Here is a 25,887-nt window from a genome sequence, read left to right as displayed (position 1 = left end):
TCAGTCCTTGATCTCGCACAGCGCGGCGCCGCTGCTGACGCTCGCGCCCACCTCGGCCTTGAGGCCGACCACGGTGCCCGCCTTGTGGGCGTTCAGCGGCTGCTCCATCTTCATCGCCTCCAGGACCACGATCAGCTCGCCCTCGGCGACGACCTGGCCCTCCTCGACGGCGACCTTGACGATGGTGCCCTGCATCGGCGAGGCCAGGGTGTCACCGCTGACGGCCGAGCCGGCCTTCTTGGCACCCACCCGTCGCTTGGCCTTCGCGGCGCCCGTCGCACCGGCCGCCGGGGCCGCCGCGACGCCCAGCGAGGACGGCAGCGAGACCTCGATCCGCTTGCCGCCGACCTCGACGACCACGGTCTCCCGGGTCTCCGCCTCCTCGGCCTCGCCGGCCGAGCCCGCGAACGGCGGGATGGTGTTGTCGAAGTCGGTCTCGATCCAGCGGGTGTAGATCGTGAACGGCTCGTCGCTGCCGTGCACCTCGGGCGCGAACGCCGGGTCGGTGACGACCGCCCGGTGGAACGGGATGGCGGTGGCCATGCCCTCGACCTTGAACTCGCTCAGCGCGCGCCGGGCCCGCTCCAGCGCCTGCTTGCGGTCGCGGCCGGAGACGATCAGCTTGGCCAGCAGGGAGTCCCAGGCCGGGCCGATGACCGAGCCGGTCTCCACGCCGGAGTCCAGGCGCACACCCGGGCCGGACGGCGGCGCGAACAGCGTCACGGTGCCGGGCGCGGGCAGGAAGTTGCGGCCCGGGTCCTCGCCGTTGATGCGGAACTCGAAGGAGTGGCCGCGCACCTCGGGGTCGCCGTAGCCGAGCTCCTCGCCGTCGGCGATCCGGAACATCTCGCGGACCAGGTCGATCCCGGTGACCTCCTCGGTGACCGGGTGCTCCACCTGCAGACGGGTGTTGACCTCCAGGAAGGAGATCGTGCCGTCCAGCGCGACCAGGAACTCGCAGGTCCCGGCGCCCTCGTAGCCGGCCTCCTTGAGGATGGCCTTGGAGGCGCGGTACAGCTCGGCGTTCTGCTCCGCGGTCAGGAACGGCGCGGGCGCCTCCTCGACCAGCTTCTGGTGCCGGCGCTGCAGCGAGCAGTCACGGGTGGAGACGACCACCACGTTGCCGTGCTTGTCCGCGAGGCACTGGGTCTCCACGTGCCGCGGGTTGTCCAGGTAGCGCTCGACGAAGCACTCGCCGCGCCCGAAGGCGGCGACCGCCTCGCGCACCGCGGACTCGTACAGCTCCGGGATCTCCTCCAGGTTGCGGGCGACCTTCAGGCCGCGACCGCCGCCGCCGAACGCCGCCTTGATGGCGACCGGCAGGCCGTGCTCCCGGGCGAACTCGACGACCTCGTCGGCCCCGGAGACCGGGTCCGGGGTGCCGGCCACCAGCGGGGCGCCGGCGCGCTGGGCGACGTGACGGGCGGTGACCTTGTCACCGAGGTCGCGGATGGCCTGCGGCGGCGGGCCGATCCAGGTCAGGCCCGCGTCGATCACGGCCTGGGCGAACTCGGCGTTCTCCGACAGGAACCCGTAACCGGGGTGGACGGCGTCGGCGCCGGAGTCCTCGGCGGCCTTCAAGACCTTGGCGATGTCCAGGTAACTGGTGCCGGGGGTGTCACCGCCCAGCGCATAAGCCTCGTCGGCCGCGCGGACGTGCAGCGCATCCCGGTCCGGCTCGGCGTAGACGGCGACGCTGGCGATACCGGCGTCCGAGCAGGCCCGGGCGACGCGGACGGCGATTTCCCCGCGGTTGGCGATGAGCACCTTGCGCACTGTGGCTCCCTTCTTGAACCTCGTTGAGTTTATGGATTCCTGGGCGGTACCGGCGAGTAGCCCCAGGTTGTGAACTATCCCACACGCTCGGTGATGGGATTCCGGGCCCGTCCGACGGGGCCGACGGCGACTTCGCAGGTCGCGGCCGGTGCGGTCGTACCGACCCGGTCGACGGTGGGTGACCGGGGGGCGGCGTGGCGGGTCGGTGGCATGCAACACACCCTGCCGCGGCCCGCTCAAGCCACGGTCGTGCCGGTGGTCGTACCCGTGGTCGTACCGGTGGCCGGAGTCGCCGAAGTGGCCGTCGGAGCGGTCGCGGCGGTCGCGGCGGCCGGGGGGCGGCGCAGCGCCTCGGCCGTGACGTCGGCGACCGGCTCGACCATGTCCGGTCCGTACGCCCCCGGGTTGACCACCCGCAGGACGAGCGCGAAGGTGCCGTTCCGGCCGTGCTTGCGGGCGAGTTCGCGGTGGTGCGAGACCAGGTAGCGGACGCCGGCCTGGTTGGCGGTGCCGGTCTGGCCGGAGATCAGGAACACCGGGCGGCCGCCCTCCGGGGTGGCGATCCGGGCCAGCAGGACGTGGGTGCGGTCGGGTTCGACGGCGAAGTCCCGGCCGCCCACCGCGAGCACGTTGCTGCCCGGGCCGGGGCCGGAGGTGATCAGCACCCCGGGCAGGCCCCACGCCAGGTGGGCGGCCATCCGCTCGTTGCTGACCGGACCGCCCAGGCACAGCTCGGTCTTGGTGCCCAGGCCGCGGTGCGCGGAGTCGTGGGCGACCAGTTCGGGCCGGGCGCCGCACTCCTCGACCAGCCCGGCCAGCCACATCAGGGCGTAGGCGTCCCGGCGGGTCACGGTGTTGGCGTGCGAGCCCGCCCCGACGCTGCGCGGAACCACGATCAGGCACTCGCTGCCGGTCGGCAGTCCGAAGAACTCCCGTACCCGCTCGACCTTCCGGCGCCGCCGCAGGGCCTGGGCCAGCCAGCCGAGTCCGGCGCTGATGGCACTGGCCACCAGGCCGAGCACCACGTTGAGCACGTTGTCGGTCATCGCCGCGTTCCCCTCCCGGTTCGAACGCCGGTCAGCTTAGGGGCAGGACTGCTCGCTGCGGCAGGTCAGTTGGCCCACAGATCCGTGATGCGGACGCCGAGGTCGGCGAGCAGCCGGCGCAGCAGCGGCAGGGAGAGGCCGATGACGTTGCCCGGGTCGCCGTCGATGCCGTCGATGAACGGTGCCGAGCGGCCGTCCAGGGTGAACGCCCCGGCCACGTACAGCGGTTCGCCGGAGGCGACGTAGGCGGCCACCTCCGCGTCGTCCGGGGTGCCGAAGCGGACGGTGGTGGAGGCGGTGGCCGAGGACTGCCGGCCGGTCGCGGTGTCGATCACGCAGTGGCCGGTGCGCAGCACCCCGGCGCGGCCGCGCATGGACTGCCAGCGGGCCAGCGCCTCGGCGGCGTCGGCGGGCTTGCCGAGGGCGAGGCCGTCCAGCTCCAGGACGGAGTCGCAGCCGATCACCAGCTCGCCGCCGGTCAGTTCGGCGGCGACGGCCTTCGCCTTGGCCTCGGCCAGGACGAGGGCGAGTTCGCCGGGGGTGGCGGCGGTGACGGCGTCCTCGTCGACGCCGCTGACCACCACGCGCGGGTCGAGCCCCGCCTGGCGCAGCAGTCCGAGGCGGGCGGGGGAGGCGGAGGCGAGGACGAGGGCGCGCTGGTCGGTCATGCCCACCAGGGTAGGGGGTGCCGGTGTGGGCTGTTCGGGTGAACGGGTCAGGTGAAGTACCGGGTGACCATGATCAGGACGGAGCCCACCAGCACGATGGCGGCGAGCACCTTGCCGGCCCGCTGCATCCGTTCCTGCATGCGACGGGCCTCGGGCGAGGGCCCGTCCTCGGGGTCTGACCAGAGCACCCGTCCAGAGTGCGGTGCCAGTGGGCCAGGCCGCCTGAGTATCCGTACTCAGGTTTCGGGCGTGGCAGGCGGCGGAGCGGGTGGCGGAGCGGGACGTCGGACGGGCCGACTTCCCGCTCCGCCACCGGAGACGGAGCTAGTGCGCCCAGCCCGAGGTCCGCCAGGCGTTGACGCCCGGGTGGATCGCGGGGCGGAGCAGGCGGGAGCGGTCGTTCCAGGGGGAGGCCGGGCCGGCACCGGCCAGGCGCGCCGCCTCGGCGGCGGCCTGCGCGGCGGCGGCCCGGGCCTGGACCACCGCCAGGACGGTGGCGAGCTCCTCGGGGGTCGGCTGCCCGTGCAGCACGTGGATCGGGGACATGGCTGGTTCTCTCCCGAGAGGGTGGTGCCTACAGGGGGATGTTGCCGTGCTTCTTGGGCGGCAGCACCTCGCGCTTGCCGCGCAGCGCCCGCAGGCCCCGGACGATGTGCCGGCGGGTCTCGCTCGGGGCGATCACCGCGTCGACGTAGCCGCGCTCGGCGGCCAGGTACGGGTTCAGCAGGGTGTCCTCGTACGAGGCGATCAGCTCGGCCCGCTTCTCGTCGACGGTGCCGGCCGCCTGGGCCTCGGCGATCTCCCGGCGGTGCAGGATGTTGACCGCGCCCTGGGCGCCCATCACCGCGATCTGCGCGGTCGGCCAGGCCAGGTTGAGGTCGGCGCCCAGGTGCTTGGAGCCCATCACGTCGTACGCGCCGCCGAAGGCCTTGCGGGTGATCACGGTGATCAGCGGGACGGTCGCCTCGGCGTAGGCGTAGATCAGCTTGGCGCCGCGGCGGATGATGCCGTCCCACTCCTGCTCGGTGCCGGGCAGGAAGCCGGGCACGTCCACGAAGGTCAGCACCGGGATGTTGAAGGAGTCGCAGGTGCGGATGAAGCGCGCGGCCTTCTCGCTGGCGTTGATGTCCAGGCAGCCGGCCAGGTCCATCGGCTGGTTGCCGACGACGCCGACCGCGTGGCCCTCGACCCGGCCGAAGCCGGTGATGATGTTGCCCGCGTACAGCGGCTGGGTCTCCAGGAACTCGCCGTCGTCGACGATGTGCTCGATCACCTTGCGCATGTCGTACGGCTGGTTCGCCGAGTCCGGCACGATGGCGTCGAGTTCGAGGTCCTCGTCGGTGACCGTGAGGTCCGCCTGGTCGGGGTAGGACGGCGGGTCGCTGAGGTTGTTGGAGGGCAGGTACGACAGCAGGCTCTTGACGTACTCGATCGCCTCCTTCTCGTCCGTGGCCAGGTAGTGGGCGTTGCCGGACTTGGTGTTGTGGGTGCGGGCGCCGCCCAGCTCCTCCATGCCGACGTCCTCGCCGGTCACCGTCTTGATCACGTCCGGGCCGGTGATGAACATGTGCGAGGTCTGGTCGGCCATCACCACGAAGTCGGTGATCGCCGGGGAGTAGACCGCGCCGCCCGCGCAGGGGCCCATGATCAGCGAGATCTGCGGGATGACGCCCGAGGCGTGCACGTTGCGGCGGAAGATCTCGCCGTACAGGCCGAGCGAGACCACGCCCTCCTGGATCCGGGCGCCACCGGAGTCGTTGATGCCGATGACCGGGCAGCCGGTCTTCAGCGCGAAGTCCATCACCTTGACGATCTTCTCGCCGAAGACCTCGCCGAGCGAGCCGCCGAAGACGGTGAAGTCCTGGGCGAAGACGGCGACCTGACGGCCGTCGACGGTGCCGTAGCCGGTCACCACGCCGTCGCCGTACGGGCGGGTCTTCTCCTGCCCGAAGTTGGTCGAGCGGTGCCGGGCGAACTCGTCGAACTCCACGAAGGAGTCCTCGTCCAGCAGCTCCAGGACCCGCTCGCGCGCGGTCTGCTTGCCCTTGGCGTGTTGCTTCTCCACGGCCTTGGACGAGCCGGAGTGCACCGCCTCGTCCAGCCTGCGCCGCAGGTCGGCGAGCTTGCCGGCGGTGGTGTGGGGGTCGTACGGCGCCTCGGTCATCCGGTGGCTCTCCCTGATCATCGGCCGCGACCTGTTCGAGTGCGCGCGGGCCGGGATCGGGGGCTCGCGCACGAGGGCAGGGCGGCGCTGCGAACTACCGCTGCGTAGCGTAGCCAGCGCGAAGGGCAATACGGCATGTCCTGGCGTTATGGCCATCGACACAGTGTGTTAACGAGTGTTCTGCGGGACGATGGGGCGGACTGCGCCTCTGTGGTCCGTCCTGCCGCGGGCCCGTCCTGGTCCTAGGGTGGCCACCATGACCGCACCCGAGACCCCCCGCCGCAGCGGACTGCGCGGCTTCGGCCGCACCGGACCGTCCCCCTGGACCGACCTGGACCGGCCGCCGCTGGACCAGGCGGCGCTGCGCCGCGAACTGGTCGTCCCGGGCGGGCTCTGGACCTCGCTGGACGTCGTCGCCGAGACCGGCTCGACCAACAGCGACCTCGCCGAACGGGCCCGCGCCGGCGCCCCGCAGGGCACCGTGCTGATCGCCGAGGCGCAGAGCGCCGCCCGCGGCCGGCTGGACCGGCAGTGGACCGCCCCGGCCCGCTCCGGGCTGTTCACGTCCTTCCTGCTGCGCCCCGAGGAGGTGCCGGTCGAGCGGTACGGCTGGCTGCCGATCCTGGTCGGGGTGGCCGTCGCCAGCACCCTCGACCGGGTGGCCGGGGTCGAGGTCGGGCTGAAGTGGCCCAACGACCTCCAGACCGAGATCGACGGCGCGGAGCGCAAGCTCGGCGGCATCCTCACCGAACTGAGCGGCGGCGCCGTGGTGGTCGGGATGGGCCTCAACGTCTCGCTGCGCGCCGCCGAACTGCCCGTCCCCACCGCCGCCTCGCTCGCGCTGGCCGGCGCCACCACCACCGACCGCTCCGTCCTGCTGCGCGCCCTGCTGCGCGAGTTCGCCGGGCTGTACCGGGAGTGGACGGCCGCCGCCGGGGACCCGCACACCAGCGACCTGCTGCGCGCGTACGTGGACCGCTGCAGCACGCTCGGCCGCCGGGTGAAGGTTCACCTGCCCGGCGACCGCGAACTGGTCGGCGAGGCGGTGGCGATCGACGGGGACGGGCGCCTGGTGGTGCGCACCGCCGACGGCGCACGCCGGGCGGTCGGCGCGGGGGACGTGGTCCACGTCCGCCCCGAGCCGCGCTGAACGGCACTCTTCACCTCTCCTTGACTCGGGCGGATGCTCCGGATCACGCGATTCCGTGCGAACATTCCACCTGGCAGGTGTGAGGCGCGCCACTGTCCGCCCGGGTGGCGGGCGGTGCGCCCGGACAGGTAGGACACGAGGCAAGTGCGGCAACCGCACGGGGACGGACCGGTGGCAGAGGACGGCAGCGGAGCGGCGGCGGGCAACCACGACCCCACGGTCGCGCTCGAACTGGAACGCCTGATCCTGGACGCGCCACGCCGCTACACCCCGTACCAGGCCGCGCGCGCCGCCGACGTCCCGATGGAGCTGGCCACCCGCTTCTGGCGCGCCATGGGCTTCCCCGACATCGGCCAGTCCCGGGCCCTCACCGACGGCGACGTGATCGCGCTGCGGCGCCTGGCCGGCCTGGTCGAGTCCGGACTGCTCAGCGAGTCGATGGCGATCCAGGTCGCCCGCTCCACCGGCCAGACCACGGCCCGGCTGGCCGGCTGGCAGATGGACACCTTCCTGGAGAACCTCACCCAGGCCGTCGAGCCCGGCCTCACCCGCGCCGACGTCGCCTACCCGCTGGTCGAGCTGCTGCTGCCGGAGCTGGAGCAGTTCCTGGTGTACGTCTGGCGGCGCCAGCTGGCCGCCGTCACCGGCCGGGTGGTGCAGGCCGCCGAGGACCACGAGATCACCAGCGGCCGGCTCGCGGTCGGCTTCGCGGACCTGGTCGGCTTCACCCGGCTGTCCCGGCGGCTGGAGGAGGAGGAACTCGGCGAGCTGGTCGAGACCTTCGAGAACACCTGCTCCGACCTGATCGCCGGCCAGGGCGGCCGGGTGATCAAGACCCTCGGCGACGAGATCCTCTACGTCTCCGAGGACCCGGCCACCGCCGCCGAGATCGCGCTCAGCCTGATCGACGCGCTCGCCGAGGACGACAGCATCCCGGCGCTGCGGGTCGGCATGGCCTTCGGGACGGTCACCCAGCGGATGGGCGACGTCTTCGGCACCACGGTGAACCTGGCCAGCCGGCTCACCTCGATCGCGCCCAAGGACGCGGTGCTGATCGACGGCGAGTTCGCCGCGGCGCTGGAGCAGAACGGCAGCGTCGCCCCGGCCGACTCGGAGGGGCCCGGCCTGGCGGAGGCCCTGTCGGTGGCGGCCGGGATGCCGGCCTCCGGGCTGCCGGTGCCGGGGCCGGACGCGGGGGCGCGGTTCCACCTCCAGCCGATGTGGCGCCGGCCGGTGCGGGGGCTGGGACTGGTGGAGCCCTGGCTGCTGTCACGGCGGATGAAGCCGGAGTAGATGACGCCGGAGGAGCTGAAGCCGGAGTAGCTGAAGCCGGAGCAGCGGCCGGGCCCCAAGCTCCGGCGGTGGGCCGCTCGGACGGGTGCCGAACGGTTGAAGATCGTACGGTTCGGTGGGGTTCCATCCGGGCAAACGGGGCATAACCGAACGAACTCGCCATAGTCTTGGTGCAAGCGGCCGGACGGGTGCGGCCGACCGGTGGGGGCCCGGCAGGGCCGGGCACAGGGAGCGAGGCGATCCGGTGAGCAGTGAGGCGATCATGACGGACCGCGGCTGCGACTGCGAGAGCCCGCACCACTGCGACCCGCTGCCCGACCTGCGACTGCAGTCGGTGGTCGAACTCGCCCAGGACATGGCCGGGGCGCTCACCCCGCTGGAGGCCGTCCAGGCCGCCGCCACCCGGGCCACCGAGGCGCTCGGCGCCACCATGGCCGCCGTCTCGGTCTGGGACCGCGAATCCGGCCGGCTGCGGGTGCTGGTCAACCACGGCGAACTCGCGCCCGGCGAGGAGGAACTGCCGGAGGACGAGTCGTACCCCGTCGCGGACTTCCCGGAGATCGTCACCTACCTGGAGGAGCGCTGGACCACCGGGCGCCTGCCGCGCGCCTGGCTGCAGACCGCCGAGAACGCCGAACCGCGCACCGGGCACGTCCACCCGACCGCCGGCGCGTACTGCCAGGAACGCGCCGCCGCGCTGCGCCGGCGCGGCCGGGCCTGCTGCGTGGTCGCGCCGATCGTGCTGCACGGACAGGCCTGGGGCGAGCTGTACCTCGCCCGGTCCACCGGCATGCCCGCCTTCACCGACGCCGACGCCGACTACGCGACCCTGCTCGCCGCCCAGGTCTCGGCCGGCCTCGCCCAGACCGAACGCCTCGCCGACCTGCGCAAACTCGCCTTCTCCGACCCGCTCACCGGCCTCGCCAACCGGCGCGCCGTCGACGCCCGGCTGGAGAGCGCGCTGGAGGCCCACAACCGCGACAACACCGTGGTCTCGCTGGTGGTCTGCGACGTCAACGGACTGAAGCGGGTCAACGACCAGCTCGGCCACGAGATGGGCGACCGGCTCCTCGAACGCTTCGCCCACCAGCTGTCCCTGGCCGCCGCCAAACTGCCCGGCAGCCTCGCCGCCCGGCTCGGCGGCGACGAGTTCTGCCTGCTCGCGGAGGGTCAGAAAGCCGACGAGGTGGTCGCCGTCGCCGAGGAACTCTGCGCACGGGCCCTCGCGCTCGCCGAGGGCGAGGGGGTCGCCTGCGGGGTCGCCTCCACCGGCGACTCCATCGGACCGGTCACCACCCCCGACCGGCTCTTCCGGCTCGCCGACGCCGCCCAGTACCGGGCCAAGGCCGCCCGCGCCGCCCACCCCGTCGTCGCCGGACGCAGCCACGGCCCCGGCTTCGCACCCGACCCCACCGTGCTGCTCGCCGACGCCGCCGACCCGCACCACCGCGCCGACGGGCGCCGCGGGCCCGCCGGCCGGGCCGGCACCGGCGACCGGCGGCGGTTCCGCGGCGCCGCCCACAGCGCCGACCCGGGACAGCTGCTCACCGCCGTCCTCGCCGCCCTCGACCAGGCCGCGGCCGCCCGGGCCGTCCACCCGGCCGACACCCTCGGCAAACTGGTGGTCGTCGCCGAGACCTCCGCCCGGCTGCTCGACGCGGTCGGCTGGTGGGTCTCGTACGTCCCGCCCGGCTCCCAGCTGATGCGCACCGCCCAGCACGCCGTCTACCGGATGACCAGCGGGCCCAGCAGCAGCCGTGCCGAGACCCAGCGCGCCCAGATCGAGGCCCCCGACGCCGTCTTCGACCTCCGCCACTACCCGATGACCCGCCGGGCCGTCCGCGGCGGCTCCTTCTCGCTGCGCGCGGGCGCGGCGGGCAACGACCCGGCGGAGGAGGCGATGCTGGTCGTCTCCGGCTACCGCGGGATGGTCGCGGCGGGCGGGCAGAACGCGGCGGGTGGGTGGCTGGTGGAGCTCTTCGCCGACGACGCGACTCTGCCGCTCGGGCAGGTCGCGTATGCGATGCGGGCTCTGGTGGCGGTGGGGTTGGCGGGGGCGGGGTCGCCTCCGGGGTTGTGAGGGCCGCTGCGCGGGGCTGGTGTTGTGGGGGTGGGCTTTCGGGAGGGTGGGTGGCGCCGGGGGCGGTTCCGGGGGTGGGCGCTCCGGGGGCTGGGTGATTTTCGGACCGCCGACTCTCATCGTGGGGGGTGCTCGCCGTGGGCGGTCTGAAAATCACCCGTCACGCCCCTCTCCGCACCCACCCCCTCCACCGCCCCCTCCCGCAGCGCGTCCCTCTCGCCTGGGTCGGGTGAGGGGGAGGGTTGGGGTTGCTGGGGGTGGGTGGGTGCGGGTTGGGGGGTGGTTGGCGGGGTGGGGTTGGGGGGTGTTGTGGGGGGCTTTGCCCTGCGCGTTCGCTGGGAGGGGTGGGGTGCGGGGGCTGGTGATGTGCTGGTTCGGTGACCGGGGTGTCGCGGGTAGGTCGCGGTCGGGTGGGTGGGGTGTCGGGGTGGGGTGGGTGGTGGGAAGGTGGCGGGGGCGGATCGGGGAGTGGGGGGTCGGCGGTGGCCGGACGGTTGGTGGGTGCGGTGGTGGCCGGGGTGCTGGTGCTCGGCGGTGGGGTGGTGGCGGCCGGTCCGGCGGCGGCGGTGCCGGTGGTGCGGGTGGCGGGCCATTCGGGGGTGGTGTCTTCGGGGGCGACCGGGCAGGCGGCCGTGCGGACGGCGCCGGCGCGGGGGAAGCAGGTGCGGGCCGGGCTGCGGGCGCACCAGATCACCGATCACACGGCCTCGCGCCGCACCCGTACGGTTCGGCGCAGCGTGGTCGGCCGGGCGCTGGACGCGGTGTTCGGCCGGGTCGTGTTCGTCGTGCTGGTGGTGCTGTTGGTGGCGGTGCTGGTGGTGGTCGCGCTCAGGCGCCGGAGCGGACGCTAGGGCCCGTCTTCAAACCCTCGTCGTTCGCCCGGAGGGCGGGCGGGGCGGCGTTGGGGTGCGTGCATCGCAAGGCGGAGGAGCGAGCCCAATGCAGCGCATTGGCGACCGACGACAACGCGGCGAGGTGCGCTTGTGCCCTGGGGGTACCTCCCGGCCGAAGGCTGGGGGGGCGTCGCCCCGCAGACGAGGGTTTGAAGACGGGCCCTACGGCTTGGTCGTGGTGGGGGCGAGGGCGCGCAGGAAGGCGTCGACGAGGCGGTCGGCGTGGTCGTGGGTGAGGGGGCCGAGCCGGTACTGCCAGCGGTAGTAGAGCGGGCCGTAGAGCAGTTCGACGGCGAGGTCGAGGTCGGCGTCGGGGGCGAGCCGGCCGGCTTCGCGGGCGGTGCGGAGGCGGCTGCGGGTGATCTCCAACAGGGGGTCCAGCAGGCGGGTGCGGTATTCGGCGTGCAGCGCCGGGTCGTTGAGGATCTCGGCGATGATGGCGCGGTAGGTGCGGTCGGCGCCCGGGTCGGTGAGCTCGTCGCTGGTGGGGCGTAGGACGGCCCTCAGGTCGGCGGCGAGGTCGCCGGTGTCGGGGAGGGTGAGGCCGCCGTCGTGCTGGTTGACGGCGAGGAAGGCGTCGAAGACGACGGCGCCCTTCGAGGGCCACCACCGGTAGATGGTCTGCTTGCCGACGCCGGCCCGGGCGGCGATCGCCTCGATGGTCAGCTTGCTGTAGCCGATCTCGGTGACGAGTTCGGTGGTGGCGGTGAGGACGGCGGCGCGGGCGCGTTCGCTGCGCCGGGCGGGGTCGGGGGCGGTTCTGGGGGCCATGCCGGAAATTGTATGCGCGAACGCGAGACGGGACGTATCGTCTTGGGAGTTGGCGAGACGGGTCGTCTCGTCTCGTTTTCGTTCTCCGGAGGTGCGCATGACTCGTTCCGCCCACGTTCTGATGGTCTCCATCCCGGCCCACGGGCACGTCAACCCCAGCCTGGCCGTGGTCACCGAGCTGGTCGCCCGGGGTCACCGGGTCAGCTACGTCAACGACGACTCCTTCCGGGGGACCGTCGAGTCCACCGGTGCCGCGTTCGTCCCGTACCCGTCGACGCTGCCGCTCACCGACGACCCGGCCGGCTGGGCGACGGACCCGGTGGCGCTCCAGGAGTTGTTCCTGGACGACGCGCTCGCCATGTGGCCCGTGCTGCTGCAGCGCTTCGGCGACGGTGCGGACCGCCCCGACCTGGTGCTCTGCGACATCGCGGGCTTCGCCGGGCGAGCGCTCGGTGAGCGGCTGGGTGTGCCGGTGGTGCAGCTGTCGCCGACCTACGTCGGCTGGGAGGGCTTCGAGGAGGACTACCCGGAGGTCTTCGAGGCGATCCGCACCGCTCCCGGCGGGCCCGAGCACTACCGGCGGTACGCCGACTGGCTGGCCGAGGCCGGGGCCGTGCAGCGGGACGTGGAGGCCTTCAAGGGCCGCCCGGAGCGCGCCGTCGCGCTCATCCCGCGCGCCCTGCAGCCGAACGCGGACCGGGTGGACGAGCGGCGGGTCACCTTCGTCGGGCCCTGCCTCTCGGACCGCGGCCACCAGGGCACCTGGCAGCGGCCGGCCGGCGCCGGGAAGGTGCTGCTGGTCTCGCTGGGCTCCGCCTACACCAACCAGCCCGCGTTCTACCGGGCCTGCATCGAGGCGTTCGGCGATCTGCCCGGCTGGCACACCGTGCTGCAGGTCGGTCGGCACACCGATCTGGCGGAGCTGGGCGAGGTGCCGGACTCGGTGGAGGTGCACCGCTGGGTGCCGCAGCTGTCGGTGCTCGCCCAGGCGGACGCCTTCGTCACCCATGCCGGCATGGGCGGCTCCAGCGAGGGGCTGTTCCACGCCGTGCCGATGATCGCGGTGCCGCAGGGCGTGGACCAGTTCGCCAACGCGGACGCCCTGGTCGGTCTCGGTGTGGCCCGGCGGGTGGACGCCGACGCGGCCACCCCGGAGGCGCTGCGCGGCGCGCTGCTGGAGCTGGTCGGGGACGCCGGGGTGGCCGAGCGGCTGTCGGTGCTCGCCGCGGCCGGCCGGGCCGAGGGCGGCACCGCGCGGGCGGCGGACCTCATCGAGGCCGAGTTGAAGGGGTGAGCCCCGGGGTTATGGGGGAGGGTGGGCCCCGGGGGTCGGTTGAGGCGGACCCCCGGGGAGCGGCTCGGATCGGGGCGTCCGAGAATCCGGATGGCGAGCAGCTGTTGTCATATCTTCATTCACCTGGTGTGATTGTGTATATGGATATGCACAGTGCTGTGGTCCCCGACGCTCCGCTGGTCCAGGTCGGCAAGGCCGACGTCAGCGCGGAGGACGTCCTCGCCGTCGCCCGGGGCAACGCCCGGGTCGAGATCGGCCCCGACGCGCTCGCCGAGATGGCGGCCGCCCGCGCCCGGATCGACGCCCTCGCGGCCGAGCCGCGCCCCGTCTACGGCGTGTCGACCGGCTTCGGCGCCCTCGCCGTCCGGCACATCAGCCCCGAGCTGCGCGCCCAGCTGCAGCGCTCGCTGGTGCGTTCGCACGCGGCCGGCATGGGCCCGGCCGTCGAGCGCGAGGTGGTCCGCGCGCTGATGTTCCTGCGGATGAAGACGCTGGCCTCCGGCCGCACCGGCGTCCGCCCGCTGGTCGCGCAGACCATGGCCGCCCTGCTCAACGCCGGCATCACCCCGGTCGTCCGCGAGTTCGGCTCGCTCGGCTGCTCCGGCGACCTCGCGCCGCTGTCGCACTGTGCGCTGGTGCTGATGGGCGAGGGTACCGCCACCGGCCCCGACGGCGTGGAGCGGCCGGTCGCCGAGCTGCTCGCCGCCGCCGGCATCGAGCCGGTCGAGCTGCTGGAGAAGGAGGGCCTGGCCCTCATCAACGGCACCGACGGCATGCTCGGCATGCTCGTGATGGCCATAGCCGACCTGCAGCGGCTGTTCACCACCGCCGACATCACCGCCGCGATGACCCTGGAGGCGCTGCTCGGCGCCGAGAAGGTGCTCGCCCCCGAGCTGCACGCCCCGATCCGCCCGCACCCCGGCCAGGCGCTGAGCGCCGCCAACATGCTCGCCGTGCTCAAGGACTCCGGCCTCACCGGCCACCACCACGACGACGCGCCGCGGGTCCAGGACGCCTACTCGATCCGCTGCGCCCCGCAGGTCGCCGGCGCCGGCCGGGACACCCTGGCGCACGCCCAGCTGGTCGCCTCGCGCGAGCTCGCCGCCTCGGTGGACAACCCGGTGGTGCTGCCGGACGGACGCGTGGAGTCCAACGGCAACTTCCACGGCGCGCCGGTCGCGTACGTGCTGGACTTCCTCGCCATCGCCGCCGCCGACCTCGGCTCGATCTCGGAGCGCCGCACCGACCGGCTGCTCGACCAGGCCCGTTCGCACGGCCTGCCCGCCTTCCTGGCCGACGACCCGGGCGTGGACTCCGGGCTGATGATCGCCCAGTACACCCAGGCGGCGCTGGTCAGCGAGAACAAGCGGCTCGCCGTCCCGGCTTCGGTCGACTCGATCCCGTCCTCCGCGATGCAGGAGGACCACGTGTCGATGGGCTGGTCGGCCGCCCGCAAGCTGCGCCAGGCCGTCGACAACCTCGGCCGCATCCTGGCCGTCGAACTCACCGCCTCGGCCCGCGCGCTGGAGATCCGTCAGCAGGCCGACTCGGCCGTCCGGATCGCTCCGGCCACCGCGGCCGCGATGGCCGCCGCCCGCGAGGCGGGGGTCGGCGGCGCCGGCCGGGACCGCTTCCTCTCGCCGGACCTGGAGGCCGCCGCCGCGCTGGTCGCCACCGGCGACCTGGTGCGGGCGGTGGAGCGGGTCACCGGACCGCTGGCCTGACGTGCCCCCGGTGCGGGGCGGCCGTCGGCCGGGGTGTGCCGTGCGGGTCCGACCGGGATCCGCGCGGCACGCCTCAGACCGACCGGTCTCAGTCCCAGTCGCCCCGCGGCCGGCGCTCCTCCCGGTCGCGGCGGTTGCCCAGCGCCGCGGCGAAGTTGACCCCGACGATGCCCGCCCAGCAGGCCAGCAGCCCGGCGAAGCCGCCGCCGGCGGGGTTGCTCGCGATCGCGGTCAGCGGGATGCCCAGGGCCAGCGAGACCACTGCCAGCTTGTTGCCGGAGCGGTTGGGGGCCCAGCCGCGGCGGGGGCCGCGGTCCCGGTGGTGGCGGGACGGCTCGTAGTCGTCCAGCCGCGCGGCCACCGAGCGCTCCACCCGGGCGTCCAGGCGGGCGTCGAGGCGCTTGATGAACGAGTCGACGAGCTCCTCCTCGTACTCCTTGCCGAGCTCCTTGCGGGCCTGAAGGGTGGCGTCGAGGTCGCGCCGCAGGTCGTCCTGGCGAGTGTCCATGCCAGTAGCGTGGGGCCGCCGCGCCACCCGGTCCATCCGTTCGCGGGGGGAATCCGGGCGGGCTCAGGGAGAAATCAGGGTTACCCCGAGGGCTGTACTCCGGTGTCCGCCCCGGTGTCCGTCCTGGTGTCCGATCATTGGGACGTCTCATCCGGCGTCCCGCCGTACGAGACGTCTTTGCCAGGCGCGGCGAGCTGCTGCACAGTCGTCGTTTCGAACGCTCGCATCCGGAGGTAGAGCTGATGACCGCCACCGACGAGGCCGGTACCGTCGGCCCCTCCGCCCGGCTGCTCCAGCTGTTCGAAGGGCACCGGCTGACGCCCACCCAGCGGCGGATCGCGCACTCCCTGGTCCGGCACGCCACCGAGGCGCCGTTCCTGTCCAGCGTCGAGGTCGCCGAACTCGCCGGCGTCAGCCAGCCCTCCGTCACCCGCTTCGCCGTCGCGCTCGGCTACGACGGCTACCCGGCGCTGCGCCGGCAGCTGCGCGAACTCGGCGCGGGCGAACCGGCCGCGCCCGAGACCCCGGACGACGCGGTGCGCAACGAGCACCAGCAGGCCGTGCTCGCCGAGATCGAGCACCTGCGCCACCTCGCCGAACTCCTCGCCGACCCCGAGCCGATCATCCGGGCCGCCCGGCTGCTCGCCGCGTCCCGCCCGCTGCCGGTGCTCGGACTGCGGGCCGCCTCGGCGCAGGCCCGGGGCTTCGCCTACTTCGCGGCCAAGGTGCACCCCGACATCCGGCTGCTCGACGAGGGCGGCAGCATGCTCGCCGACCGACTGGAACAGGCCACCGCGGCGGGCGCGACCGCCCTGCTGTGCTTCGCACTGCCGCGCTACCCGCGGGAGTTGATGGATGCCCTGGTCGTCGCCCGGCAGTGCGGGCTGACCGTGCTCACCGTGGCCGACAGCGCCTTCTCGCCGGTCGCCAAGCTCTCCGACCTGATGCTGCCGGCCGCCGTCGGCACCGGGCTGGTCTTCGACACCGCCTGCGCGCCGATGATGCTCGGCCGGGTGCTATTGCAGAGCATGTGCGACGAAATGCCGGGCGCGGAGGCCAGGTTGGAGGCGATCGAGCAGTCGGCGGCGGCCCGCGGGCTGTTCTTGGAGTAGGCACGGCCTGGAATAAGGCCGGGGGAGTACTCGCCAGGAACCCGGGCATCCCCTATGGCAGGGGGTGCCACCCATGCGCGTGATCCACGAGATGAAGTTCGTCGCCCGCCTGACCTCGGGTGCCGACGAATGGTCCTGCCCCGCCTGCGGACGCCGCGTCACCCTGCGGCGCCTGCCCGAACCCGAACTGACCGTCCTCGACCCGGGCGACGAGTCCGCCGTCCACGTGGGCGTCATCGAACCCGACGACGCCGCCGCGGCTGCCGAGAAGTACGGCCTCGGCCCCGTCCAGAACGTCCCCCGCCCGCCCACCCCGCCCGCCCCGGACGCCGCCGACCGCCGCTGGCTGGCCGAGATCGGCATCGACTGGGACGGCGGCGCGGCCGCCTGACCCGGGATTCAGGCGCGGGGGGCGTACAGCGGGAGGTCGGAGGTGTCCAGCGCGGCGGGGAGAGGAGCAGGCAGCGGGACGGGCTCGCCGTACTTGCCGTGCAGGACGCCTCGGTATTCGCCGTCGCGGGGGTGGGTGTAGAGCGTCCAGGTGCCGTTGCGGGGGTCGAGCACGAGGAATGCCGCCACATCTGCGGCGGCGTACCAGGCGGCCTTGGCGCCGACGTGGTCGACGGGTGAGGGGCCGGGAGTCACCTCGGCGGCAAGGGCGACATCGCGAGGATCGGCGAGCCAGTCGTCCTGCTCCTCCCACCCGACGGGCAGTACGGACAGGTCGGGGGTAGCGTAATCGTCCTCGTCACCAGGCAGGGCGATGGACGACGCCTCGTATGCGCCGAAGCCCGGCAGGCCGGGGGCGAGTCGTTCGCGCAGGTGTCGCACCGTTCCGGCGTGTTTGCCACGCCGGGGTGGCGACATCATCAGGACGCCTCCGATGATCTCGACGCGCAGTCCGGAACTCCGCTCGATCGCTTCCGCCGCATCGCGAAGCTTTCCGGGTCGTACCGGGATGGTTGCCATCGCGTCCTCTGCTGGGCCGAGTGGCTGGTGTTCGCCGGGTTCAGGCTAGCGCGCCAAGTCGGCCGATGGCGTGGCTGGTCGGATTGCTCCGGGGTCTGGTCGAAAGCTGGTTGTTTAGTTATATTCAGCCAGAGCAGGCTTGAATGAATCCATCCGCAGAGAGGCCGGGACATGGTGCAGCAGCAGGCGAGCGGACCGCGTGAGGTGCGTGCGGCGCGCGGGACGGGGCTCATGACGCAGGGGTGGCCGCAGGAGGCCGCCCTGCGGATGCTGATGAACAACCTCGACCCCGAGGTGGCCGAGCACCCGTCGAAGCTGGTGGTGTACGGCGGCACCGGCAAGGCGGCGCGTGACTGGCGCTCCTTCGACGCGATGGTGAAGACGCTGCAGGGGCTGAAGCAGGACGAGACCATGCTGGTCCAGTCCGGGCGGCCGGTCGGCGTGATGCAGACCCACGAGTGGGCGCCGCGCGTGCTGATCGCCAACTCCAACCTGGTCGGCGATTGGGCCAACTGGGAGGAGTTCCGTCGGCTGGAGAGCCTCGGGCTCACCATGTACGGCCAGATGACCGCCGGCTCGTGGATCTACATCGGCACCCAGGGCATCCTCCAGGGCACCTACGAGACCTTCGCCGCCGTCGCCAACAAGCGGTTCAACGGCACGCTGGAGGGCACCATCACCCTCACCGCCGGCCTCGGCGGGATGGGCGGCGCCCAGCCGCTGGCCGTCACCATGAACGGCGGCGTGGCGATCTGCATCGACTGCGACCCGTCCCGGATCGCCCGCCGGATCGAGCACCGCTACCTGGACGTCGAGGCCAAGGACCTCTCCCACGCGCTGGAGCTGGCCACCGCCGCCCGCGACAAGCGGCAGCCGCTCTCCATCGGCGTGCTGGGCAACGCCGCCGAGCTGGTCCCGCAGCTGCTCGCGATGGACGCGCCGATCGACATCGTCACCGACCAGACCAGCGCCCACGACCCGCTGGCCTACCTGCCGGTCGGCGTCGCCTTCGACGACATGGCCGACTACGCGGCCGCCAAGCCCGCCGAGTTCACCCAGCGCGCCCGCGAGGCGATGGCCGCGCACGTCGAGGCGATGGTCGGCTTCCTGGACCGCGGCGCCGAGGTCTTCGACTACGGCAACTCGATCCGCGGCGAGGCCCAGCTGGCCGGCTACGACCGGGCCTTCGCCTTCCCCGGCTTCGTCCCGGCGTACATCCGGCCGCTGTTCTGCGAGGGCAAGGGCCCGTTCCGCTGGGCCGCGCTGTCCGGCGACCCGCAGGACATCCACAAGACCGACAAGGCCGTCCTCGACCTCTTCCCGGAGAACGAGTCGCTGCACCGCTGGATCAAGATGGCCCAGGAGAAGGTGCACTTCCAGGGCCTGCCCGCCCGCATCTGCTGGCTCGGCTACGGCGAGCGCGACAAGGCCGGCGAGCGCTTCAACGACATGGTCGCCTCCGGCGAGCTGTCCGCGCCGATCGTGATCGGCCGCGACCACCTGGACTGCGGCTCGGTCGCCTCCCCGTACCGCGAGACCGAGGCGATGCTGGACGGCTCGGACGCCATCGCCGACTGGCCGCTGCTCAACGCCATGGTCAACGTGGCCTCCGGCGCCTCCTGGGTGTCCATCCACCACGGCGGCGGCGTCGGCATCGGCCGCTCGATCCACGCCGGCCAGGTCACCGTGGCCGACGGTACGGCGCTGGCGGGCGAGAAGATCCGCCGGGTGCTCACCAACGACCCGGGCATGGGCGTCATCCGGCACGTGGACGCCGGGTACGACCGGGCCACCGAGGTCGCCGCCGAGCGTGGGGTCCGCGTCCCGATGAGCGAGCTGTGACCTTGAGTTTCGAAGAGATGTGGGCGGAGCTGCTCCCCGTGGGCCGCTCCGCCGCCTCCGGCGGCTACCGCCGCTTCGCCTGGAACTCCGCCGACGCCGAGTGCCGCGCCTGGTTCGAGCAGCAGGCCCGCGACCGCGGTCTGACGTACGAGCTGGACCGCAACGGCAACCAGTGGGCCTGGCTGGGCGATCCGCACGGTCAGGGCGCGATCGTCACCGGCTCGCACCTGGACTCCGTCCCGGACGGCGGCGCCTACGACGGCCCGCTCGGGGTGGTCTCCTCCTTCGCCGCGCTGGACGAACTGCGCGCCCGGGGGAGCGAGTTCACCAAGCCGCTGGCGATCGTCAACTTCGGTGACGAGGAGGGCGCCCGGTTCGGCGTGGCCTGCATCGGCTCCCGGCTGACCGCCGGGGTGCTCTCCCGCGAGGCCGCGTACGAGCTGCGCGACGCCGACGGCCGGCGGCTGCCCGACGCGATGGAGAAGGCCGGCTACGACCCGACCGCGCTCGGCGCGGACGACGAGCGGCTGTCCCGGATCGGCGCCTTCGTCGAACTCCACGTCGAGCAGGGCCGCTGCCTCGCCGAGGGGCAGCCGGTCGGCGTGGCGGGCGCGATCTGGCCGCACGGCCGCTGGCGGTTCGACTTCCACGGCGAGGCCAACCACGCCGGGACCACCCGGATCGAGGACCGCCGCGACCCGATGCTGACCTACGCCAACACGGTGCTCGCCGCCCGCAAGAAGGCGAAGCTGGCGGGCGCGCTGGCCACCTTCGGCAAGGTCGCGGTCGAGCCCAACGGCACCAATGCGATCGCCTCGCTGGTGCGCGGCTGGCTGGACTCCCGGGCCGCCGACGAGCGCACCCTGACCGAGCTGGTCGCCGAGATCGAGCGGGCCGCCGCCGAGCGCGGCGAGCGCGACGGCGTCCGGGTCGAGCTGACCCGCGAGTCCTACACCCCGGTGGTGGACTTCGACGGCCCGCTGCGCGACCGGCTCGCCAAGCTGCTGGACGCCCCGGTGCTGCCCACCGGCGCCGGACACGACGCCGGGATCCTGGCGTCCGCGATCCCCACCGCCATGCTGTTCGTGCGCAACCCCACCGGCGTCTCGCACTCCCCGGCCGAGCACGCCGAGGTGGCCGACTGCCTGGCCGGGGTCGCCGCCCTCGCCGACGTACTGGAGGACCTCGCGTGTCGCTGACCCTTCCGGTGAGCTGCTGGGCTCAGTACGCCTGGCTGCCGCACCACAACGGGCCGGTGGTCGAGCCGGACGTGCTGATCACCCTCGGCGCCGACGGTCGGATCGCCCGGGTGGAGCCGGACAGCGGGCCCTGCCCGCCCGGCGCCGTCCGGCTGGACGGGCTGCTGCTGCCCGGCCAGGCGAACGCCCACTCGCACGCCTTCCACCGGGCGCTGCGCGGGCACGTCCAGGTCGGCTCCGGGACCTTCTGGACCTGGCGCGACACCATGTACCGGTTCGCCGGCGCGCTCGACCCGGACAGCTACCTGGCGCTCGCCACCGCCGTCTACGCCGAGATGGCGCTCGCCGGGATCAGCGCCGTCGGCGAGTTCCACTACCTGCACCACGCCCCCGGCGGCGCCCGCTACACCGACCCGAACGCGATGGGCGAGGCGCTGATCGAGGCCGCCGCCCGGGCCGGCATCCGGATCACCCTGCTGGACACCTGCTACCTGTCCTCGGGCTTCGGCGCCGAACCGACCCACCCGCAGCTGCGGTTCAGCGACGGCGACGCCGACGCCTGGGCGGCCCGGGTGGACGCGCTCAAGCCGCGCGAGCACGCCCGGATCGGCGCCGCCATCCACTCCGTCCGGGCCGTCCCCGCCGAGCAGTTGGGCACCGTCGCGCACTGGTCGGCGATGCGCGGCGCGCCGCTGCACGTCCACCTGTCCGAGCAGACCGCCGAGAACGACGCCTGCCTCGCCGCGCACGGCGTCACCCCGACCCGGCTGCTCGCCGACCACGGCGCGCTCGGCCCGCGCACCTCGGCCGTGCACGCCACCCACCTCACCGACGAGGACGTCAAGCTCCTCGCGGACTCGGGTACGACCGTCTGCATGTGCCCCACCACCGAGCGGGACCTCGCCGACGGCATCGGCCCGGCCCGCCGGCTCGCCTCGGCGGGCAGCCCGATCTCCCTGGGCAGCGACAGCCACGCGGTGATCGACCCGTGGGAGGAGGCCCGGGCGCTGGAGCTGGACGAGCGGCTGCGGACCCGGACGCGCGGGCACTGGACAGCGAACGCGCTGCTGCGGGCCGGCGGCGAGGACGGGCACGCCTCGCTCGGCTGGCCCGAGGCCGGGCGGATCGAGACCGGGGCGCTCGCCGACTTCACGGTGATCGCGCTGGACTCGGTCCGTACGGCCGGGCCGCCGCCCCGGCTCGGCGCCGAGATCGCCGTCTTCGCGGCCTCGGCGGCGGACGTGCGGCACCTGGTGGTCGGCGGGCGGCACGTCGTCCGGGACGGTGTGCACCAGCTGGTGGCCGACGTGCCGGGGGCGCTGCGTTCCGCGATCGGCGCGCTGGACTACTGAAGTTTTTGGCCAACTCCCTTCGGAAGGCGTTGTCTTGAATACCAGGACCACCTTGATCACGGGCATCGGCAGCCTGGTCACCAACGACCCCGGGCACGGCAGCGGGCCGCTCGGCCTGCTGACCGACGCGGCCGTGGTGGTCGACGGCGACACCGTCGCCTGGGTCGGCCCGGCCGCGCAGGCCCCGGCGGCGGACGAGCGCTTCGACGCCGAGGGCCGGGCGCTGCTGCCGGGCTTCGTGGACTCGCACGCCCACCTGGTGTTCGCGGGGGACCGTACGGCCGAGTTCAACGCCCGGATGTCCGGGCAGTCGTACTCGGCGGGCGGCATCCGGACGACGGTGGCGGCGACCCGGGCGGCTTCGGACGCTGAGCTGGAGGCCAACCTGGCGGGGTTCGTCCGGGAGGCGCTGCGGCAGGGGACCACCACCATCGAGTGCAAGTCCGGGTACGGGTTGACGGTCGAGGACGAGGCGCGGGCGCTGCGGATCGCGGCTCAGTACACGCCGGAGACGACGTACCTGGGCGCGCACATCGTGGCGCCCGAGTACGCCGAGGACCCGGCGGGCTATGTGGACCTGGTGACCGGCGAGATGCTGGACGCCTGTGCGCCGCACGCCCGTTGGGTGGACGTGTTCTGCGAGAAGGGCGCGTTTGACGGGGATCAGGCGCGGGCGGTGCTGACGGCGGGCATCGAGCGGGGCCTCACGCCCCGGGTGCACGCCAACCAGCTGACGTACGGGCCGGGGGTTCAGCTGGCGGTGGAGCTGGGGGCGGCCTCGGCGGACCACTGCACGCATCTGACCGATGAGGACGTGGCGGCGCTGGCGGGGTCGGCGACGGTCGCGACGCTGCTGCCGGGGGCGGAGTTCTCGACGCGGGCCGAGTACCCGAGCGGGCGGCGGCTGTTGGACGCGGGCGCGGTGGTGGCGCTGTCCACGGACTGCAACCCGGGCTCCAGCTTCACGAGTTCGATGGCGTTCTGCATCGCGGTCGCGGTGCGGGAGATGGGGATGACGCCGGACGAGGCGGTCTGGGCGGCCACGGCCGGTGGCGCGCACGCGCTGCGGCGCAGTGACGTCGGGGCGGTGGCGGTGGGGGCGAGGGCGGACTTGTTGCTGCTGGACGCCCCGTCGCACGTGCACCTGGCGTACCGCCCGGGCGTGCCGCTGACGGCGGCGGTCTGGCGCGCGGGCGTCCGCGAGGTCTAGGACCTTTAGACGGCCCCCGCGCCCCCGGGGTGGCGGGCGCGGGGGCTTCTTGCTAGTCGAACTCGCCGGACTTGGCGCCCTGGAGGAAGGCGGCGAGGTTGCGGCGGGTGGTGCGGAGGATGACGTCGCCCTCGTCGGACTCACGGAGCTCGACCAGCCCGTCGACGGCCCTCACCTCGATGCAGTCAGAGTTCGCTCCTGAGTAACTGGACTTCTTCCAGGTGGAGTTAGGCATACTTGCTTTCCATGTCCTTCTTGATGGATCGGATGAACTCTCGGGAGTCGCCTTCCGAGATGGCTGCCGAATCGAGCCGGGCGAGCATGGATCGGAACCGGGCAAGGTGGGCCGGTGCATCGAAGAGCACGTTGCCGACACTGGAATCCGTCTGCACTGTGTCCAGTTCCGGGATCGGCCCTTCGACATAGGTGAAGTTCTCGTAGTTGAGCGGAAGCGCATCGACATCGAACAGGACGACTCGGATCGAGATAGTAGGCCGCTCGGAGTCTTCGATGAGGCTGCGAAGCTGTTCGGCTTGAATCGCGGGGCCACTGAACTGCATGCGCAGAGCCGCCTCATGGATGTAAGCCGAATATGGTGTTGCGCCGGAGCGCACGATTTCCTGCCGTCGCATTCGGAAGGCTGTTCTCTGCCCGACCTCGTGGGGCGGGAGCGGTGTCAGGGAGCGATCGAAGACAGCGCCGGTATATGCGTTGGTCTGGAGAAGCCCAGGGATGAAGGCCATCGTGTAGGTCGAGAGCCTGCGCGCATGGCCTTCGGCCTCGGCGACCTCAAGGAAGTCGTCCGGGAGCGTCCCGCGATACTCCTCCCACCAAGCGCTCTTGCCCCGATCCGTGATGATCTCGGCCAGTGCTTCGATCAGTGGTTCGTTGGCACACATGCACAACGCCGCGATCGTGCGCAGGCGTTCGATGCTGATGCCGGTCCTGCCGCTCTCCATCTGCGTCACATGGGCAGGATTGATGCCCAGTGCACGGGCGAGCTGACTGCCGCCAAGGCCCGCCTGTTCGCGCATCCTACGTAGCTCGGCGCCCAGCCGTAGTTGCCGAAGGGTCGGGTTCGGTCGAAGCGCCATGACGTCCTCTCTGCAGGTCGTAGCACCAGTCTGCCGCAGAGAGACTGCCACGTTAGAGGGAACTTCCCGCGCTCCGCCACAAATCTGTGGCGGAGCGCGCTATCGTCGTTCTCAGCTCGATCCGACGGATCGTCAGTAATGCCTGTATTCAGGGCAGTAGGCGCCTGCTGCCCGCGCACCGAAGAGCAACCGCCGCCCCGGCCTGGCTCACGGCGACGACCCCGTCACGTCACCCCCTCTCCCCACACCACAGCCTCACGGAGGTTCCCTGTGTGCACCCGTAACACCCCCTCGCTCACCCTCTCCCGCCAGGCCCTGCGGGACGCCATGACCCGCAGCGGCGGCTGGGACGCCGACACCGTCTTCAACGCCGAACTCGCCCTCTGCGAGCTGATCGTCAACGCCTGGCGCCACGCCGACACCCCCGCGCCCGTCGTCTGGTTCTCCATCCTCAACCGCACCCTCCGGGTCACCGTCTCCGACGAGAGCGACGCCCTGCCCCAGCCCCGCACGCCCACCGACCTCACCGAGACCGGCCGGGGCCTCCAGCTGATCGAGGGCCTCACCGACCGCTGGGGCGTCGACCCCCAACAGCGCGGCAAGACCACCTGGTTCGAGTGCGAGTCGGACCCCGACTCGTGACCCGCGACCCCATCGCCCCCGACGACCCCCGGATGCGCGACTACACCAAGCCCCAACTCACCGCCCTCCTCGGCGAACTGCACCGCCGAGGCCTCCCCTACGGACTCCTCTGGGGCTCCGCCGGCACCCCCGACACCACCCTCGACGGCCGCATCCTCGTCGACTTCGGCAACGCCCCCGTCAGCACTCTCCTCAACCTCCTCCACCTCCTCCGCGACCTGGAGCGCGACGACCCGTGGCGCCCGTGAACTTCTTCGTCGGCGCGATCCTCCTCGCCCTCCTCGCCCTCGCCATCACCACCGTCGCCCTCGGCGTCATCGCCACCCTCAAGATGCAACGACCCGACGACGGCGACTGAACGCGCGAAGGCCCTCACCCACCCAGGGCGAGGGCCTTGCGGGCCCCCATGCGTTCTGCCGCGAACCGGGCTGGACGCCACTTTCTTTTGACCTCCAGGTCAAAAATGGTGCTACGGTGGAGCCATGGGCAGGCCGAAGGAGTTCGATCCGGACGTGGCGGTGGAGCGCGCCATGGACGTGTTCTGGCGCAAGGGATACGCCGCGACGACGCCGCAGGATCTCGTGGACGGGATCGGCATCGGCAAGGGCAGTCTGTACAACACCTTCGGCAGTAAGCACGCCTTGTTCGAGCGTGCGCTCAAGCGCTACCGCGACTCACAGGCCGAGTGGCTGGAGGCGCTTCTCGATCACCCCGGTTCGGCGAAGGATCGACTGCGGGGTGCGCTGGAGGCACTGGTCGAGCTCGACCTGGGTGACCCGGACCGGCGCGGCTGCATGGCGGTCAACACCGCCGCCGAGTTGGCCACTTCGGATGCTGGAGCGAGGGACGCGACGCGCAGGATGTTCGCGCGTACGGAGAGTGCGCTGCGGGCGACCGTTGAGGAAGGTCAGCGGGCCGGTGAGATCGCCGGTGACCGCGATGCGGCGGCGCTGGCGGCCTGGTTGCTCGCGACGGTGATCGGCATGCGCGTGCTGGCGAAGACCGCCGAGGACGCAACGCAGTTGAGGCGGGTCGTGGACGCGGCGATCGGGTCGTTGTAGTCCGATGCCACCGGTCGGTGCCGTCTTTTTTGCGACCCA

General features: G+C 72.8%; 26 protein-coding genes and 1 pseudogene. 16 read left to right on the top strand and 11 right to left on the bottom strand.

Annotated features, from left to right (window positions below; genetic code table 11):
* The 6 genes from ACZ47G_RS00240 to ACZ47G_RS00215 form a co-directional block, all read right to left on the bottom strand.
* Entirely contained in the window at nucleotides 1–1,776 is a 1,776-nt protein-coding gene (locus ACZ47G_RS00240) for an acetyl/propionyl/methylcrotonyl-CoA carboxylase subunit alpha (RefSeq protein ID WP_465739238.1), read from the bottom strand.
* Between the two features lie 236 nt (nucleotides 1,777–2,012).
* Nucleotides 2,013–2,822: a hypothetical protein gene (locus ACZ47G_RS00235; RefSeq protein ID WP_465739237.1), complete on the bottom strand. Its 810-nt coding sequence runs from the start codon at nucleotides 2,820–2,822 to the stop codon at nucleotides 2,013–2,015.
* A 65-nt stretch (nucleotides 2,823–2,887) separates the two neighbouring features.
* Nucleotides 2,888–3,490, bottom strand: a complete 603-nt coding sequence (locus ACZ47G_RS00230) for a nucleoside triphosphate pyrophosphatase (protein WP_465739236.1) — start codon at nucleotides 3,488–3,490, stop codon at nucleotides 2,888–2,890.
* A gap of 47 nt (nucleotides 3,491–3,537) precedes the next feature.
* Nucleotides 3,538–3,678, bottom strand: coding sequence for a morphogenic membrane protein MmpB (mmpB, locus tag ACZ47G_RS00225; protein ID WP_380458019.1), 141 nt, complete (start codon nucleotides 3,676–3,678; stop codon nucleotides 3,538–3,540).
* Between the two features lie 136 nt (nucleotides 3,679–3,814).
* Complete coding sequence (locus ACZ47G_RS00220; RefSeq protein ID WP_465739235.1) at nucleotides 3,815–4,036, bottom strand: acyl-CoA carboxylase epsilon subunit; 222 nt, start codon at nucleotides 4,034–4,036, stop codon at nucleotides 3,815–3,817.
* Nucleotides 4,037–4,064: 28 nt separating this feature from the next.
* A complete protein-coding gene (locus ACZ47G_RS00215) occupies nucleotides 4,065–5,675 on the bottom strand; it encodes an acyl-CoA carboxylase subunit beta (protein ID WP_465739234.1) in 1,611 nt (536 codons plus the stop codon).
* Nucleotides 5,676–5,910: 235 nt separating this feature from the next.
* On the opposite strand from ACZ47G_RS00215, the gene ACZ47G_RS00210 reads away from it, so the two are divergent.
* The 4 genes and pseudogenes from ACZ47G_RS00210 to ACZ47G_RS00195 all read left to right on the top strand — a co-directional run bounded on the left by ACZ47G_RS00210 (nucleotide 5,911) and on the right by ACZ47G_RS00195 (nucleotide 11,028).
* Entirely contained in the window at nucleotides 5,911–6,804 is an 894-nt protein-coding gene (locus ACZ47G_RS00210) for a biotin--[acetyl-CoA-carboxylase] ligase (protein ID WP_465739233.1), read from the top strand.
* Between the two features lie 171 nt (nucleotides 6,805–6,975).
* A complete protein-coding gene (locus ACZ47G_RS00205) occupies nucleotides 6,976–8,097 on the top strand; it encodes an adenylate/guanylate cyclase domain-containing protein (RefSeq protein WP_465739232.1) in 1,122 nt (373 codons plus the stop codon).
* A 262-nt stretch (nucleotides 8,098–8,359) separates the two neighbouring features.
* Nucleotides 8,360–9,592, top strand: a pseudogene (locus ACZ47G_RS00200) (GGDEF domain-containing protein); the annotation flags it as partial.
* 1,067 nt (nucleotides 9,593–10,659) lie between these two features.
* Nucleotides 10,660–11,028, top strand: a complete 369-nt coding sequence (locus ACZ47G_RS00195; RefSeq protein WP_465739231.1) for a hypothetical protein — start codon at nucleotides 10,660–10,662, stop codon at nucleotides 11,026–11,028.
* Nucleotides 11,029–11,232: 204 nt separating this feature from the next.
* Here the strand turns inward: ACZ47G_RS00195 and ACZ47G_RS00190 are convergent, their stop codons facing one another.
* Nucleotides 11,233–11,841, bottom strand: coding sequence for a TetR/AcrR family transcriptional regulator (locus ACZ47G_RS00190; RefSeq protein WP_465739230.1), 609 nt, complete (start codon nucleotides 11,839–11,841; stop codon nucleotides 11,233–11,235).
* Nucleotides 11,842–11,938: 97 nt separating this feature from the next.
* Here ACZ47G_RS00190 and ACZ47G_RS00185 point away from each other — a divergent pair, with 97 nt between their 5' ends.
* Nucleotides 11,939–13,135, top strand: coding sequence for a macrolide family glycosyltransferase (locus ACZ47G_RS00185; RefSeq protein WP_465739229.1), 1,197 nt, complete (start codon nucleotides 11,939–11,941; stop codon nucleotides 13,133–13,135).
* Between the two features lie 146 nt (nucleotides 13,136–13,281).
* Nucleotides 13,282–14,859 (top strand): histidine ammonia-lyase, encoded by a 1,578-nt coding sequence (hutH, locus tag ACZ47G_RS00180; protein WP_465740003.1) that lies wholly within the window; start codon nucleotides 13,282–13,284, stop codon nucleotides 14,857–14,859.
* Between the two features lie 88 nt (nucleotides 14,860–14,947).
* On the opposite strand, the gene ACZ47G_RS00175 is transcribed toward hutH, so the two are convergent.
* Complete coding sequence (locus tag ACZ47G_RS00175) at nucleotides 14,948–15,367, bottom strand: hypothetical protein (protein ID WP_465739228.1); 420 nt, start codon at nucleotides 15,365–15,367, stop codon at nucleotides 14,948–14,950.
* A 242-nt stretch (nucleotides 15,368–15,609) separates the two neighbouring features.
* Between ACZ47G_RS00175 and ACZ47G_RS00170 the strand changes: the two genes are divergently transcribed.
* Nucleotides 15,610–16,479, top strand: a complete 870-nt coding sequence (locus tag ACZ47G_RS00170; RefSeq protein ID WP_465739227.1) for a MurR/RpiR family transcriptional regulator — start codon at nucleotides 15,610–15,612, stop codon at nucleotides 16,477–16,479.
* Nucleotides 16,480–16,552: 73 nt separating this feature from the next.
* Nucleotides 16,553–16,870 (top strand): hypothetical protein, encoded by a 318-nt coding sequence (locus ACZ47G_RS00165; RefSeq protein ID WP_465739226.1) that lies wholly within the window; start codon nucleotides 16,553–16,555, stop codon nucleotides 16,868–16,870.
* Nucleotides 16,871–16,878: 8 nt separating this feature from the next.
* Here ACZ47G_RS00165 and ACZ47G_RS00160 read toward each other — a convergent pair whose 3' ends face one another.
* Nucleotides 16,879–17,448 carry a Uma2 family endonuclease gene (locus ACZ47G_RS00160; RefSeq protein ID WP_465739225.1) on the bottom strand — a complete coding sequence of 190 codons (570 nt, stop codon included), beginning with the start codon at nucleotides 17,446–17,448 and terminating at the stop codon, nucleotides 16,879–16,881.
* A 171-nt stretch (nucleotides 17,449–17,619) separates the two neighbouring features.
* On the opposite strand from ACZ47G_RS00160, the gene hutU reads away from it, so the two are divergent.
* The 4 genes from hutU to hutI are packed head-to-tail and all read left to right on the top strand — an operon-like array spanning nucleotide 17,620 to nucleotide 23,051.
* Entirely contained in the window at nucleotides 17,620–19,290 is a 1,671-nt protein-coding gene (gene hutU, locus ACZ47G_RS00155) for a urocanate hydratase (protein WP_465739224.1), read from the top strand.
* A 17-nt stretch (nucleotides 19,291–19,307) separates the two neighbouring features.
* Nucleotides 19,308–20,489: an allantoate amidohydrolase gene (locus ACZ47G_RS00150; RefSeq protein WP_465740002.1), complete on the top strand. Its 1,182-nt coding sequence runs from the start codon at nucleotides 19,308–19,310 to the stop codon at nucleotides 20,487–20,489.
* Nucleotides 20,480–21,841 carry a formimidoylglutamate deiminase gene (locus ACZ47G_RS00145; RefSeq protein ID WP_465739223.1) on the top strand — a complete coding sequence of 454 codons (1,362 nt, stop codon included), beginning with the start codon at nucleotides 20,480–20,482 and terminating at the stop codon, nucleotides 21,839–21,841. The genes ACZ47G_RS00150 and ACZ47G_RS00145 overlap by 10 nt, the downstream gene beginning before the upstream one ends.
* A gap of 34 nt (nucleotides 21,842–21,875) precedes the next feature.
* Nucleotides 21,876–23,051: an imidazolonepropionase gene (hutI, locus tag ACZ47G_RS00140; RefSeq protein ID WP_465739222.1), complete on the top strand. Its 1,176-nt coding sequence runs from the start codon at nucleotides 21,876–21,878 to the stop codon at nucleotides 23,049–23,051.
* Between the two features lie 52 nt (nucleotides 23,052–23,103).
* Here hutI and ACZ47G_RS00135 read toward each other — a convergent pair whose 3' ends face one another.
* Together ACZ47G_RS00135 and ACZ47G_RS00130 are read right to left on the bottom strand one after the other, a co-directional pair.
* A complete protein-coding gene (locus ACZ47G_RS00135; protein ID WP_465739221.1) occupies nucleotides 23,104–23,286 on the bottom strand; it encodes a DUF397 domain-containing protein in 183 nt (60 codons plus the stop codon).
* Nucleotides 23,279–24,145 (bottom strand): helix-turn-helix domain-containing protein, encoded by an 867-nt coding sequence (locus ACZ47G_RS00130; RefSeq protein WP_465739220.1) that lies wholly within the window; start codon nucleotides 24,143–24,145, stop codon nucleotides 23,279–23,281. The genes ACZ47G_RS00135 and ACZ47G_RS00130 overlap by 8 nt, the downstream gene beginning before the upstream one ends.
* Nucleotides 24,146–24,415: 270 nt before the next feature.
* On the opposite strand from ACZ47G_RS00130, the gene ACZ47G_RS00125 reads away from it, so the two are divergent.
* The 4 genes from ACZ47G_RS00125 to ACZ47G_RS00110 all read left to right on the top strand — a co-directional run bounded on the left by ACZ47G_RS00125 (nucleotide 24,416) and on the right by ACZ47G_RS00110 (nucleotide 25,848).
* On the top strand, nucleotides 24,416–24,787 hold the full coding sequence (locus tag ACZ47G_RS00125; RefSeq protein ID WP_465739219.1) for an ATP-binding protein: 372 nt from the start codon (nucleotides 24,416–24,418) through the stop codon (nucleotides 24,785–24,787).
* A complete protein-coding gene (locus ACZ47G_RS00120) occupies nucleotides 24,784–25,035 on the top strand; it encodes a hypothetical protein (RefSeq protein WP_465739218.1) in 252 nt (83 codons plus the stop codon). Before ACZ47G_RS00125 ends, ACZ47G_RS00120 begins: the two co-directional genes overlap by 4 nt.
* Nucleotides 25,023–25,145 carry a hypothetical protein gene (locus ACZ47G_RS00115; RefSeq protein WP_465739217.1) on the top strand — a complete coding sequence of 41 codons (123 nt, stop codon included), beginning with the start codon at nucleotides 25,023–25,025 and terminating at the stop codon, nucleotides 25,143–25,145. Before ACZ47G_RS00120 ends, ACZ47G_RS00115 begins: the two co-directional genes overlap by 13 nt.
* Before the next feature lie 124 nt (nucleotides 25,146–25,269).
* Nucleotides 25,270–25,848, top strand: coding sequence for a TetR/AcrR family transcriptional regulator (locus tag ACZ47G_RS00110; RefSeq protein ID WP_465739216.1), 579 nt, complete (start codon nucleotides 25,270–25,272; stop codon nucleotides 25,846–25,848).
* Nucleotides 25,849–25,887: the final 39 nt, after the last annotated feature.

It is taken from the genome of Kitasatospora sp. NPDC030952, assembly GCF_055571335.1.
The sequence above is the reverse complement of the archived record's forward strand: the minus strand, read 5'-3'. Positions and strand labels throughout refer to the sequence as shown.